The organism is Rhodococcus sp. NJ-530 (assembly GCF_003860625.1).
GTDB lineage: Bacteria > Actinomycetota > Actinomycetes > Mycobacteriales > Mycobacteriaceae > Rhodococcus_F > Rhodococcus_F qingshengii.
Window position 1 is genome coordinate 5532436 of the sequence record NZ_CP034152.1, and the last position, 12301, is coordinate 5544736.

At 62.6% G+C, this 12301-nt stretch carries 13 protein-coding genes and 1 pseudogene; 8 read left to right on the forward strand and 6 right to left on the reverse strand.

Features of this window, described 5'->3' with window-relative positions; genetic code table 11:
* The first annotated feature begins 69 nt into the window (after positions 1-69).
* Positions 70-1446, forward strand: coding sequence for an NAD-dependent succinate-semialdehyde dehydrogenase (locus EHW12_RS25745; protein ID WP_125052054.1), 1377 nt, complete (start codon positions 70-72; stop codon positions 1444-1446).
* A gap of 99 nt (positions 1447-1545) precedes the next feature.
* Here EHW12_RS25745 and EHW12_RS25750 read toward each other — a convergent pair whose 3' ends face one another.
* Complete coding sequence (locus EHW12_RS25750; protein ID WP_030537212.1) at positions 1546-1824, reverse strand: hypothetical protein; 279 nt, start codon at positions 1822-1824, stop codon at positions 1546-1548.
* 49 nt (positions 1825-1873) lie between these two features.
* Between EHW12_RS25750 and EHW12_RS25755 the strand changes: the two genes are divergently transcribed.
* The gene (locus EHW12_RS25755) at positions 1874-2317 is read left to right on the forward strand and encodes a hypothetical protein (RefSeq protein WP_125052056.1); all 444 of its coding nucleotides are present in this window, start codon (positions 1874-1876) and stop codon (positions 2315-2317) included.
* 4 nt (positions 2318-2321) lie between these two features.
* Here EHW12_RS25755 and EHW12_RS25760 read toward each other — a convergent pair whose 3' ends face one another.
* A complete protein-coding gene (locus EHW12_RS25760; protein ID WP_042923958.1) occupies positions 2322-3155 on the reverse strand; it encodes an alpha/beta hydrolase in 834 nt (277 codons plus the stop codon).
* Between the two features lie 74 nt (positions 3156-3229).
* Here EHW12_RS25760 and EHW12_RS25765 point away from each other — a divergent pair, with 74 nt between their 5' ends.
* The 5 genes and pseudogenes from EHW12_RS25765 to EHW12_RS25785 all read left to right on the forward strand — a co-directional run bounded on the left by EHW12_RS25765 (position 3230) and on the right by EHW12_RS25785 (position 9123).
* Positions 3230-3709, forward strand: coding sequence for a MarR family transcriptional regulator (locus EHW12_RS25765; RefSeq protein ID WP_125052058.1), 480 nt, complete (start codon positions 3230-3232; stop codon positions 3707-3709).
* Positions 3706-4338: an allophanate hydrolase subunit 1 gene (locus EHW12_RS25770; RefSeq protein WP_042448601.1), complete on the forward strand. Its 633-nt coding sequence runs from the start codon at positions 3706-3708 to the stop codon at positions 4336-4338. Before EHW12_RS25765 ends, EHW12_RS25770 begins: the two co-directional genes overlap by 4 nt.
* Positions 4335-5198 (forward strand): annotated as a pseudogene (locus tag EHW12_RS25775) (biotin-dependent carboxyltransferase family protein). Before EHW12_RS25770 ends, EHW12_RS25775 begins: the two are co-directional and overlap by 4 nt.
* Positions 5199-5244: 46 nt before the next feature.
* Positions 5245-6795 carry a bifunctional 3'-5' exonuclease/DNA polymerase gene (locus EHW12_RS25780; RefSeq protein WP_125052061.1) on the forward strand — a complete coding sequence of 517 codons (1551 nt, stop codon included), beginning with the start codon at positions 5245-5247 and terminating at the stop codon, positions 6793-6795.
* Positions 6796-6897: 102 nt separating this feature from the next.
* On the forward strand, positions 6898-9123 hold the full coding sequence (locus tag EHW12_RS25785; RefSeq protein WP_050654594.1) for an MMPL family transporter: 2226 nt from the start codon (positions 6898-6900) through the stop codon (positions 9121-9123).
* 4 nt (positions 9124-9127) lie between these two features.
* On the opposite strand, the gene EHW12_RS25790 is transcribed toward EHW12_RS25785, so the two are convergent.
* From EHW12_RS25790 to EHW12_RS25805, 4 genes are read right to left on the reverse strand one after another with little or no spacing between them, the layout of a single operon-like run.
* Entirely contained in the window at positions 9128-9973 is an 846-nt protein-coding gene (locus EHW12_RS25790) for an AlkA N-terminal domain-containing protein (protein WP_099698108.1), read from the reverse strand.
* Positions 9970-10569 carry a methylated-DNA--[protein]-cysteine S-methyltransferase gene (locus EHW12_RS25795; RefSeq protein ID WP_007729599.1) on the reverse strand — a complete coding sequence of 200 codons (600 nt, stop codon included), beginning with the start codon at positions 10567-10569 and terminating at the stop codon, positions 9970-9972. The genes EHW12_RS25790 and EHW12_RS25795 overlap by 4 nt, the downstream gene beginning before the upstream one ends.
* The gene (locus EHW12_RS25800; protein WP_080961251.1) at positions 10566-11120 is read right to left on the reverse strand and encodes a sigma-70 family RNA polymerase sigma factor; all 555 of its coding nucleotides are present in this window, start codon (positions 11118-11120) and stop codon (positions 10566-10568) included. Before EHW12_RS25800 ends, EHW12_RS25795 begins: the two co-directional genes overlap by 4 nt.
* Positions 11107-11607, reverse strand: a complete 501-nt coding sequence (locus EHW12_RS25805) for a methylated-DNA--[protein]-cysteine S-methyltransferase (protein ID WP_003940613.1) — start codon at positions 11605-11607, stop codon at positions 11107-11109. Before EHW12_RS25805 ends, EHW12_RS25800 begins: the two co-directional genes overlap by 14 nt.
* A 144-nt stretch (positions 11608-11751) precedes the next feature.
* Between EHW12_RS25805 and EHW12_RS25810 the strand changes: the two genes are divergently transcribed.
* Complete coding sequence (locus tag EHW12_RS25810; protein WP_007729604.1) at positions 11752-12297, forward strand: hypothetical protein; 546 nt, start codon at positions 11752-11754, stop codon at positions 12295-12297.
* The last annotated feature ends 4 nt before the right edge of the window (positions 12298-12301 follow it).

A 12301-nucleotide genomic window follows, 5' to 3' on the forward strand; every position in this document is an offset into this window, starting at 1 on the left:
CTGTTGAGCCGATTCAATGTGATTGCGCGTTTCGGGAATCTTCGAGCCCCTTCCGCACGTTGTACAACTATGGCTAATTACAAAACAGTCAATCCCGCGACAGGTGAAACCGTCAGGGAATTCGATACTTTGGATGACGCCGGAGTTGAAGCCGCACTTGCGAACACGCATCGCGGCTACTTGACCTGGCGCAACAGTGCGCCACAGCAGCGTGCGGCAGTCCTGAGCACGACCGCCGAACTGTACACAGAGCGCGCAGACGAACTGGCCCGAATGATCTCCTTGGAGATGGGTAAGCCGGTCCGCGAGGCCAAGGGCGAAGTACAACTCTCGGCCGCGATCTATCAGTGGTATGCAGACCACGGTCCGGCACTGCTCGAGGAAGAACGACTCGACGTTCCCGGGGCCGAGGAGTCGGTTGTGTACCGGCGACCGATCGGCGCTCTCATCGGCGTCATGCCGTGGAACTTCCCGTACTACCAAGTCGCCCGCTTCGCGGCACCGAATCTGATGCTCGGTAACACGATCATTCTCAAGCACGCATCGAACTGTCCGCAGTCGGCGCTGCTGATGGAAGAGATTCTGCGACAAGCCGGATTGCCGGACGACGCCTACGTCAACGTCTTCGCGACCAACGAGCAGATCGCGGACATGATCGCCGATCCCCGAGTTCAAGGTGTGTCACTGACCGGCAGCGAACGCGCCGGAACCAGCGTCGCCGAAACTGCCGGACGCAATCTCAAGAAGGTCGTCCTCGAACTCGGCGGATCAGACGTGTTCATCGTCCTCGATTCCGACGACATGGATGCCACCGTCAAGTCCGCAACCAAGGCACGTCTGTCCAATGCCGGCCAGGCCTGCAACGCGGCCAAGCGTTTCATCGTCACCGAAGATTTCTACGACGACTTCACCAACAAGTTGGCGACGTCCTTCGAATCCGTCACTGCCGGTGACCCGTTGGACGAATCCACAGTCTTGGGTCCGCTCTCTTCGCAGAGCGCGGCAGACACTCTGATCGAGCAGATCGACGACGCTGTGTCCAAGGGTGCCACGCTGCTGACCGGTGGAAAGAAGATCGACGGCCCGGGCGCCTACGTTCAACCGACATTGCTCGCAGACGTGACACCGGACATGCGGGCCTACAGCGAAGAACTGTTCGGACCTGCCGGAGTCGTCTACAAGGTCAAGTCGGCCAGCGAGGCTGTGGAACTTGCCAATTCGTCGGTCTACGGCCTGAGCGGATCCGTCTGGAGCAGCGATCTCGATTCCGCCCGGTCGGTCGCCGCAGATCTCGACGTGGGAATGGCGTTCGTCAACGAGCACGGAACGACGTTGCCCGGTCTGCCCTTCGGCGGAGTCAAGCGCTCCGGAGTCGGCCGCGAGCTGGGTCCGTGGGGAATGGACGAGTTCGTCAACAAGAAGCTGCTCCGCGTCTCGAAGAAGTAGTTCGGAGCAAAAGTAGCGCAATACAAAGGAAGGCCCTGATCTCTGTTGAGGTCGGGGCCTTTCCTCATATCCCACGAACCAGCAAGAGCAATGCCCTGGTCACTCGCTTGCCGGAGTGACACTCCCACGAGTGAGGCTCCACCCGAACCTCGTCGCGATGACAGCTGACAGCCAGCCCAACAGCGCACCCACCAGTGGAGCAGCGATCGCGGTGTAGATCGCCTCGTTGGAAACACCAACCGACACGGCGGAGTCACCGACGAAGGCGAAATCGGTTCGGGAGGCGAAGGACGCCCACTCGATCAGGCCGGAGACAACAATAATCAGGAACCCCAGCAGGAAGCCGAAGCCGGCCAGCAGAACGTGAAGTGCGCGCATCCGGTCAGTCTGCCTGTAACACCCACCCAGATAAAACCGACCTGCTGGTATGACACTTTCACGAATCGCTCGAACTACCGTAGTCGCCGCTGCCCTCTGCGCGAGTGCAGCCATCTGTTTCGCGACGTCAGCTTCCGCGGACGTAGTCGACGTCACGATCCTTCCGGGTCTCAGCAGCGGGCCGACGACGTCGTACGGAGCGGGCTGCACGTATCTGGTGGTTGCCAGGACAGCAGCGTTGAACGAGCCGAACGTCTCGATTGTCGACATGAACCGAGCGTCGACCATGTTCCCGCAGGAACTGATCTGGGACACCGTCAATCCCTACTTCACCTTGCCGGTCGTACTCGGCCACGCCGTCACGCTGTGGACTCCGACTGCACCGGGCGAACACTCTCTGATGGCCTACCAGACGTCCGCGGGCGGGCCGGTCACAACGGTCGATGTCAATCCGGCGACACCGATCGGTCCGGGGTGCGTCGTCGCACCCTGATCCGCTAGCCCTCCAAGAAGTCGACGAGCACCCGGTTGATTTCATCGGCGGGAACCATCGGAATGCTGTGATGCGAAGAATCTTTCAGCACCTCGACACGCGCTGCGGGAACCCTCTCCCGCACTGACTTCGACACGATTTCCGCATCATGCACCCGTCCGTCTTGTGCGAGGACCACCAGCAACTCGACATCCAGTGCGCTCAAGGCCTCCTTCGACGGACGTCGAGGCACTACGAGATCGGGTCGCGGTAGATCCGAAGTGCCCACTTCCACAAGAGACAGCCAGTCGGAGTCGATACTCAACTCGCCTGTCTCCCATTCCAACAGTCGCCGTCGGCGCGCTCGCGACGGGGAGAGCAACAGCGGAAGCGCACGCAGAAGGTAGCCCGCCTTCATGCCGGAGAAACTCGAATTAGGGTCGAGCAGAACAAGTTTGCCGAGACGATCAGGTCGATGCAGCGCAAAGGCCAACGCAATCATCGCGCCGTAGGAATGTCCGATCACATCGACGGTGTCGACCCCGGTGCAATCGACTATCGAGTCCATCCACTCGATCAGATCGTCGACGGACTTCATCCGATCACCATTCGGAATGCTGAGTCCGGCATCACCCAGCGTGTCGACGGCAAAAACACGCCGGGATTTCGACAGCGCCCCAACATTGTCGAACCACACCGTCGAAGTGGCACCTCCCCCGGGCAGAAGGATCAACGGCCGCGAGTCTGCAGGTCCACAGACGTTCACGTGAGTGCTACCGAACCGCCCCGCGAGATCCACACCCAGCGGTTTCTGCGGCCATTTGGTCAGTACTGCGTCGTATGCGCGATTGAAGTCCATCCCCCACCCCCATTTCTCTCGATTATCGAGATAGTAGACAATCAAGAGACAACACACCAGGGCTGGAGGCATCCTTGAGCGTCGGAGATGCAGAAGACGAAGCGATGGCGATCGTCCACTCGCTTCGCGCACTGACCGTCGACTTGAACGTGGCGGTTTCCGGCTTTGCGAACAAGTACAAAATTCACTCCACCGACGTGCGCGCGTTGATCTGCCTTCTCGATGCCGAGCGCTCGAACACATCGGCGACGCCAGGTTGGTTGGGCTCACAGCTCGGGATCAACTCGGCGTCGATGACTGCACTGGTCGACCGGATGGTCAAAGCGGGGCACGTAGCTCGGGAGCGAGATTCAGCGGACCGCAGGCGGGTGCTCTTGCAGGTCACACCAACCGCAGTCGCACTCGGCGAGAGTTACTTCGGCCCACTCATTTCACGGGCGGTGAGCACCCTCGGCAATTACACCGCGGCCGAGCGAGCCACCATCGCGAGTTTCATCGTGGCGATGCGAGCGGACGTGGAGCGGACTCGAGTCGATAGGGAGCCCTCCCGGTGACTCGCATACTTCCCGCGGGAGAACGCGCATTGCTCGTGGACTTCGATTCCGATGCCGAGGTTCTCGCGTTCACCGAAGCACTGACGCGTAACACCCCGGTCGGGGTCGAAGACTTCCTCCCCGCAGCTCGCACGGTCCTGGTCACGTGCACCCCGGCGGCAGATCTCACGTACGTCCGGAAGTGCTTGAACGATCTCGAGCAGACCGATTCTGCGGCGACCACAGACGAGCATTCCGAGACGGATGCACTCACCATCGCCGTCAGGTACGACGGGCCCGACCTCGACGACGTCGCACAGTCACTTGGTATGAGCCGATCCGAGGTGGTTGCGGCCCACACCGGGGCAATGTGGCGTTGCGCCTTCATCGGATTCGCGCCCGGCTTCGCCTACCTGACTTCAGGCGACGCTCGGCTCGACGTTCCGCGTCGAACGCAATCACGAACCGCTGTGCCTGCCGGTTCCGTCGCCCTGGCCGCTGGATACAGCGCGGTCTACCCGCGTGCATCACCGGGTGGCTGGCAGATCATCGGGAGCACCGATGCCGTGATGTGGGATCTGAACGCCACACCACCGGCCACCGTTCAGCCCGGCAGACGCGTGCGCTTCGTGAACGAGGAACAACGATGAACGGCCTCGAGATACTCGACACCGGGCCGCTGAGCCTGATCCAGGACCTCGGACGGATAGGTCATCTTCGCTCGGGTGTCGGGGTTTCCGGTGCGGCAGACAGGCGATCTCTGAGGCTTGGCAATCGGCTCGTCGGCAACAACGAGGGCGCAGCCGGTGTCGAGGTCCTCCTGGGTGGGCTGAGTCTTCGGGCGCAGCAACCGACAACGATCGCGTTCACCGGTGCGCCTGCATAGGCCTACCGCGACGGCATTCCGGTCGGGCATTCGAGCGTGATCGATCTGCGGGCTGGGCAGACCGTCCGCCTGGACTACGCACCGAGTGGACTGCGGACGTATCTGACCGTCCGAGGCGGCATTGTGGTTCCCGAGATCCTGGGATCGCGCAGCACCGACACGATGTCCGGGATCGGTCCGGCGCCTCTCGAGCCTGGTGTTTTTCTCCCGATCGGGCCATCGCCGACCACGTTCTCAGCCGTCGACCTCGCACCGGTGCCGCCGATGGCAAACGAGACTCTCGCCATTCGAGTGGTGTTCGGTCCTCGCGCAGATCGATTCACCAACCCCGAAACACTCCTCCATGGCCGATGGGCGATCTCGACCGACTCGGACCGAATCGGCGCACGCGTCGATCGCGTCGGCGCCGACGAACTACTTCGAAGAACAGACGACACCGAACTGCCCACCGAAGGCGTGGCACTCGGATCGATCCAGGTCCCACCCAGCGGCCAACCTGTCGTGTTCCTCGCCGATCACCCCATCACCGGCGGCTATCCGGTGGTGGGAGTGGTCGCGGACGCAGATATCGACCGACTCGGCCAAGCCCGCCCGGGTCAACACATCCGGTTCGTCAGGGCCTGAGCACGCCGAGCGATGGCGTGTCGGACCCAGCCGTCACACTGATGTCGTGCGAGTTGTCCTGGTCCCCGGTAGTACGACGTCCACGGGAGCTGTGACGGCAACTGTCCTACGGACCGATCCCGCTGGAACGCCGCTCGCCGATCCCGTCGAATACCCCGACCTGATCGCAGCGGTACGCACCATCGAGGAAGCCGAGCACCCGCGGTGGGTGTGGCCGAGTACGGCGACCGTGTACCCACCGCTACTGCGGGCAGGCGTACGGGTTCAACGGTGCCACGACATCTCCCTGACCCGCGCGATACTCGGAATGCGCGCCGGCAAACCGTCACCGCCCGCCGAGGAGTTCGACGACGATCGACTCGGACTCTTCGACACTGCACCCGTTCTCGATCCCCTCGCCGTCGTCACCGAATTCGCCGAGCAGCGCGCAACCATCGGCACGGACGCTCGACTGGACTTGTTGATCGCAGCAGAATCGGCCGGCGCTCTCAGCGCCGCCGAGATGACGCACACGGGCCTTCCGTTCTCGACGCAGAAGCATCGCGAACTCCTCGAAGAACGGCTGGGGCCGCGGCCGACGGGATACGACCTCCCCGCTCGTATGCAGGAACTTGCCGCACAGATCAGTGAGGTCTTCGGGCGCACCGTCAATCCTTCGTCTTCGGTGGAGATCACCGAGGCGTTCGGGCGTCAGGGCATCGAACTTCCGTCGACGCGCAAGTGGTTTCTGCAGGAGATCGATCATCCGGCTGTGCCGCTACTCCTTCGTCATCGCGAACTCGCCAAGCTGTACAGCACCAACGGTTGGCAGTGGATGGACAGTTGGGTGCGGGGAGATCGATTCCGTCCGATCTACGTTCCTGGTGGTGTCGTGTCCGGCAGGTGGGCGAGTCGAGGCGGCGGGGCCCTCCAGATTCCGAAGACAATGCGCTCGAGCGTCGTCGCCGATCCGGGCCACGTGTTCGTCGTCGCCGACGCCGGTCAGCTCGAGCCCCGAATTCTGGCCGCCATGTCCGGCGACCGCCGCATGATGGCCGCCGCCGGGGACGACGACCTGTACGCACTTGTCGGTGCCGAAGCCTTCGGCGGTGATCGCGCAAAAGCCAAGGTCGCAATCCTCGGAGTCCTGTACGGGGCGACGGCGGGTGAAGCCAAAGCACTGCTCGTCTTGTTGCGGAAGCGATTCCCGGTCGCCGTCGAGTACGTCGAGCAAGCTGCCAAGGCAGGTGAGCGCGGCGAGGTGGTGAAGTCACTGCTCGGCCGGGCCTGTCCCCCACCGTCTCCCGACTTCTACTCCCACGGCGACGCTCACGCCCGCGGTCGTTTCACGCGCAACTTCGTCGTGCAGGCGACTGCGTCCGAGTGGGCGCTGTGCCTCCTGGCCGACCTCAGGCGCCGCCTCGCCGAAGATCCGGACGGCGAGTTGGTCTTCTTCCAGCACGACGAGGTAGTCGTGCATACCCGCAACCCCGAAACCGGTACCGCGCACGTGCTGGCCGCAGCTGCTTCGGCAACTCGATTGTTGTTCGGCGACACAGTCGTCCGTTTTCCCATGGACGTCGCAGCCCGCGAGACATACGGCAAAGGCACTTCGTAGCGTCGTCAATTCCACGCCAAGTGGTTCCACCGCGCCCGTATTGCGTGTTCTACTGGAAAACGTTGCTTTGTTGGTGCTGGTCGACTGCGTTCGAGGAGAACCATGACCAAGCTGGACACAACTGACGCAGAACGGAACGAGCGCGGAGCCGTGAAGCGCCTTCGCGTGCCGATCTTCACCGTGATCGCCCTTGCGATCTTCGCCTTCGTCGCAGGCGGATTCGGCGGTTCTTTCCAGGGCAAACTCGCCGAGGTTCAAAAGAACGACAACGCCTCGTACCTCCCGAGTTCCGCCGAATCGACAATCGTCAGCAACCAATCCGCGAACTTCCTCGCAGTCGAGACGATCCCTGGATTTGTTCTGTTCCATAGAGATTCGGCCCTCACCGAGGCGGACAAATCTGCAATCAACTCGGCCTACGGCGCCATTGCCGGCATCTCCGGGGTAGACGCCGACGGTATGCAGCCCACTCAGTATTCCGCCGACGGCACAACTGCGTCGATCTTCGTGCCACTCGTCGCCAAGGACGGAGACACATCCGTGGCAGGCGATGTCCTGGCGACCACCGAGCAGAACGTCATCGACGCAGCAAAACAAGCAGCTGGTGATGTCGAGGTACTCCCAGCCGGGCCAGGTGGGCTACTCGTTGCGTTCATCGACGCCTTTGCCGGTCTGGACGGAGCGCTCCTTGGCGCGGCACTCCTGGTCGTGATCCTCATCCTGCTTGTCGTGTACCGATCGCCGGTGTTGTGGTTCTTCCCGCTGTTCTCCGCGCTCCTCGCCATCGGTTTGTCGTCGATGGTGATCTATTTTCTCGCGAAAGCCGAATTACTCACTCTGACCGGACAGTCTCAAGGCATCCTTTTCGTGTTGGTGATCGGTGCCGGTACCGACTACGCCCTACTCTTGATCTCTCGCTATCGCGAAGAATTGCACACGTATCCCAACCGCTTCGACGCGATGATCAAGGCCTGGCGCGAGTCTGCGCCGGCCATCACCGCTTCGGCTGTCACCGTGATTCTCGGTCTGCTTTGCCTGACGTTCTCTCAACTCAACTCCAACAAGAGCCTCGGACCCGTCGCCGCCATCGGGATCGCCTGCACCTATCTGGTGATGATGACGTTCATGCCGGTCGCTCTGGCCGCCACCGGACGGTGGGTCTTCTGGCCGCGCAAGCCCAAGGTCGATCACGCCGCAGACCTTACGACGCACGGGATGTGGGGCAAGATCGCCGAGGCCGTCGGTAGCAAGGACCGCCCACTGTGGATCGGCGCCACAGTGTTGTTGATCATCCTGTTCGCGGCCGGGATCGGCAGTCTCAAAACCGATGGCCTGACATCCACCGAAAGCTTCACCAATCGTCCCGACGCCGTTGTCGGACAAGAACTCTACGACTCGAAGTTCGATCCCGGAGCCGGCGCACCGGCCGTGATCACCGCAAACGCCGACCAGGCCGACGCCGTCATCAAAGCAGCCAGCGGCGTCGAAGGTATCTCGCAGGATCCCGGCGCCGTCTGCACCCAGGTGGACGTCGCGAAGGTCAGCGATTTGATCAAGACCAACCCCGCTGCCGTCGCACAAGCCGCCGCTGCGGGTTGCGCCCCTGCGGCTTTCACCGTTGCACCGATCGACGGCCGAACCATGATCAATGCAACCCTCGCCGACTCCTACGATTCGCCGCAGGCACTCGAAACTGTCAAGCGACTGCGGACTGCCGTCCACGACGTGCCCGGCGCCGACGCGCTCGTCGGCGGCAGCACGGCCACCACCCTTGATGTCCAGGCGGCCTCGGTCCGCGACAGAAACCTGATCATCCCGATCGTGCTGGTGGTGATCTTCCTGGTTCTGGCCGCTTTGCTCCGCGCTCTGCTGATCCCGGTGATTCTCATTGTCACCGTGGTGCTTTCATTCGCGGCGACCCTCGGTGTGAGCGGATTCTTCTTCACACACGTATTCGGGTTCGCCGGGGCGGATCAATCGTTCCCGCTGTTCGCCTTCGTCTTCCTCGTCGCGCTGGGTATCGACTACAACATCTTCCTGATGACCAGAGTCCGGGAGGAGACCGGAGAATTCGGCACCCGTGCAGGTGTACTGCGCGGTCTTGCGGTGACGGGCGGTGTGATCACGTCAGCCGGAATCGTCTTGGCCGCAACATTTGCCGTACTGGGCATCCTGCCACTGGTCTTCCTCGCCGAGATCGGATTTGCCGTGGCCTTCGGCGTGCTGCTCGATACGATCATCGTGCGCAGCGTCCTGGTGCCGGCACTCTCTCACGACATCGGGAAACGTATTTGGTGGCCGTCCGAACTGGCGCGCGCGAAAGACTGACCGACTACAGAAACGCTTCCTTGGTCCACAGATGAAAGAGCGCGTAGGCTCGCCAGGGTCGCCAGCGCTCGGACAACGCTGCGGCTTCTTTGGCCGTCGAGACCCCCAGCGCACGTTTCAACACCAGATCATCGGGCACGAATGCGTCGCGATCACCGAGAATCCGGACGGTGAGATAGTCAGCGGTCCACGGTCCGATCCCCTTTAGCGCCAACAGCTCTCGCCGAAATTGGACAGGATCCGCATTCCAGGAGAGGTCGAGGCCGTTCGCTGCCGCAGTTGCCAGCGTGTGCACTGTTCTTGCGCGCGCTGTGGTCAATCCGACGGCTTTCTGTATGCCCTCGGTTGATTGCGCTGCAACCACGTCCGGATCAGGGAAGGCAAGAAAATCCCCTTGCACCGGCGCTCCGAATGCGCTGACAAAACGACCACCGAACGTCCTCGCCGCGCCGAGCGAAACCTGTTGTCCCAGAACAGTGAGCACTGCGGTCTCGAACCCGTCCACCGAACCGAGCACACGCAATCCTGGACGGGCGGCAACAAGTGGGGCCAACAACTCATCACTACCGAACGCCGCTTCGACAGCAGTGTGATCGGCGTCGAGGTCGAGCCAACGGCGCACGATCACCTCCAGCACTGCGGAATCCGCTACCGGCACATCGGAATCCACGACGACACCGTCGTCGGTCCACGACACCGACACGACAACGGGTCCGGAAGGCAACGGTACGACTCTGGTGTGAACACCGTCGTCGTGACGCTCGAGGCCTGCGACGCAGTGAGCCCGCAGGGCACCGGTGAGCGGTTCGACTGCATAGGGCGCCTGAAAGCGCAGCGTCACTGCGCTCACCGGCCGGCTTCCAGATCCAGCAGAATCGCTTTCAGTTCGGGGCCACCCGCGTACTGCCCGAGGCTGCCGTCGCTGCGCACCACCCGGTGACACGGGACCACCAACGGCAGCGGGTTCTTTGCACATGCGGTCCCTACGGCACGCACCGCACGTGGGCTTCCCGATGCTGCCGCGACCACCGAATAGCTTGCAGTGTGGCCGTATTCGATCTCGGGAAGATGACGCAACACTTCGCGTCGGAACCCCTTCGCGAGTTGGAAGTCCAAGCGCAGATCGAATTCTCGACGCGCACCGGCAAAGTACTCGTCCAACTCGCGAGCGACAGTGTCCAGCCTGCGCGGGTAATGAAGCACACGGGGGCTGACGGTGTCCGCCAAACGTTCCAGAACGAGGTCGTGCCCTTCGACGGCAAAGGCAACCCGCACCAGGCCGACATCGGTCGCCGCCAGGAGCAGCTTTCCGACCGGCGAATCGACGGTTCGATATGCCACGTCGATCAATTCAGCTTCGGACGCCTGAGCAGCCAGGCGCGCCCGTAGGCGGATCATGGCGTCAGCGTCAACGGCTGGAAGCGCCTCGAACACATCGTTACTCATGAGTGACTCCCTTCCGCAGCGGTAGCGGACAAGTAGGTTCTTCGTAGTGTGGCGATACCGTCGGCACCCGCGCGTCTGGCGGCCGCCGGGGTGTTGCCGAGGATGTCCGCGATCTCTGCGTACGGCAGCCCACCCAGAAAGTGATAGGCGACTGCCGCACGTTGTTTGAGCGGTAGCTGTTCGAGTGCGTCCCAGAGTTCGTGATCCCACGTTCCGGGTACGCCGATTCGCGTCGGCAACTCCGGAACGTCGTCTGTCGGCACGGCCACCCGGGCGCGCACTCGGGTGATGTCGATTGCCTTGCGGTGCGCGATGGTCACCAGCCAGGCTTCGATGTTCGCGTCCGGATTCAGATCCGGATATGCCCGCATCGCTGCGATGAACGTCTCGGACCACGCGTCCTCGGCGTCGACGGGCCCGACCACCGCGCGGCAGACACGGAGGACCACTGCACCGTATTCGGTCACGACGTCTTCGAACGGTTTGAGTGTCACGACCGGTAGACGTTCCCGATCACCGAATTGTGAGCCGAGCGCATCAGAAGAGGACATCCGATTCGCCGCCGTGCTCGCGGTCGAGTAGGAACCGCTTACGTTCGAGGCCGCCGGCGAAACCGGTCAGACTTCCGTCGCTACCGACCACGCGATGACAGGGAACGATGATGCTGATCGGATTCTTGCCGTTTGCCGCGGCGGCAGCACGGATCGCAAGCGGGTTACCCAAAGTTTGCGCGAGCTCCATGTAGGTCCAGGTTTCGCCGTACGGGATCGTTCGCAAGGTGTCCCACACCCGCTTCTGGAACTCGGTGCCCACGGGCGCCAGCGGCACGGAGAACTCCGTGCGATCACCCTCGAAGTACTCGGTGAGCTGCGATTCGACTTCACCGAAGACCGCCGAGGAACGATCACCGAACGTGGACTCGTCCGGCTTGTGGCGATGCTCCGCCATGTACAGACCGCAGAGGTCGTCACCTGCTGCTACCAGCGTCAACGCTCCGATCGGCGAGTCGATCACAGTGTGCGTACGGATAGCCGTCATGTCTCGATCCTTCCAGGTTGCGCGGTGCGGCAGGCAGCGGGTGAAGTGATTGTCCGCGCCGGCACCGACACCTCGAAGACGCCGCGGGCCTCGTGAATGTGAGATTTACCTGTACTTTGACGTCACATCAGGCAGTATCGAGGGATGGCTCTAGTTTTGCCCGGCAGCTCCACCGTCGTCCGCTCCGTCGGCGACGTGGTGCACTGGTCCCTGTCCACGGTCGCATTTGCGGTCACCCTGCCCACTCGACTCGAGGCGCTCCTCTTCTCGGTCGAGAGGTTGGTGGCGCGCATCAACCAGATCGCCGACAACGCCGACCGCGTCGTCATCGGAGCCGCCGCCGTGACCGTTCGCGCTGAGACACTGGTCGAGGCCGTCGAGCAGACGTCGGACATCGCGGGACAACTCCTCGAGATCTACGAGCCCATCGCCCTACAGCTCGCGCCGCTGGCCGCCAGGTTCGCCGACGACCTTTCCGAGGCAGAGGTCAGCGCCGCGATCAAGCTGATCGACCAACTACCGGAGCTCACCGACCGGGTGGCCGCGGTGTTGCCCATCCTCGGAACCTTGGACTCCGTCTCGCCCGAGATCCACGAACTCCTCGGAGTGGTCAAGGACCTGCGGCAGGCGATCGTCGGGGTGCCTGGCTTTCACTTCTTTCGCAAGCGGGGCGAAGCCAAGCTGGATTGAAATT

Coding starts and splice junctions, on each gene's coding strand:
- EHW12_RS25745 (WP_125052054.1), top strand. CDS start 70: ATGGCTAATTACAAAACAGTCAATCCCGCGACAGGTGAAACCGTCAGG.
- EHW12_RS25750 (WP_030537212.1), bottom strand. CDS start 1,824: ATGCGCGCACTTCACGTTCTGCTGGCCGGCTTCGGCTTCCTGCTGGGG.
- EHW12_RS25755 (WP_125052056.1), top strand. CDS start 1,874: ATGACACTTTCACGAATCGCTCGAACTACCGTAGTCGCCGCTGCCCTC.
- EHW12_RS25760 (WP_042923958.1), bottom strand. CDS start 3,155: ATGGACTTCAATCGCGCATACGACGCAGTACTGACCAAATGGCCGCAG.
- EHW12_RS25785 (WP_050654594.1), top strand. CDS start 6,898: ATGACCAAGCTGGACACAACTGACGCAGAACGGAACGAGCGCGGAGCC.
- EHW12_RS25795 (WP_007729599.1), bottom strand. CDS start 10,569: ATGAGTAACGATGTGTTCGAGGCGCTTCCAGCCGTTGACGCTGACGCC.
- EHW12_RS25800 (WP_080961251.1), bottom strand. CDS start 11,120: ATGTCCTCTTCTGATGCGCTCGGCTCACAATTCGGTGATCGGGAACGT.
- EHW12_RS25805 (WP_003940613.1), bottom strand. CDS start 11,607: ATGACGGCTATCCGTACGCACACTGTGATCGACTCGCCGATCGGAGCG.
- EHW12_RS25810 (WP_007729604.1), top strand. CDS start 11,752: ATGGCTCTAGTTTTGCCCGGCAGCTCCACCGTCGTCCGCTCCGTCGGC.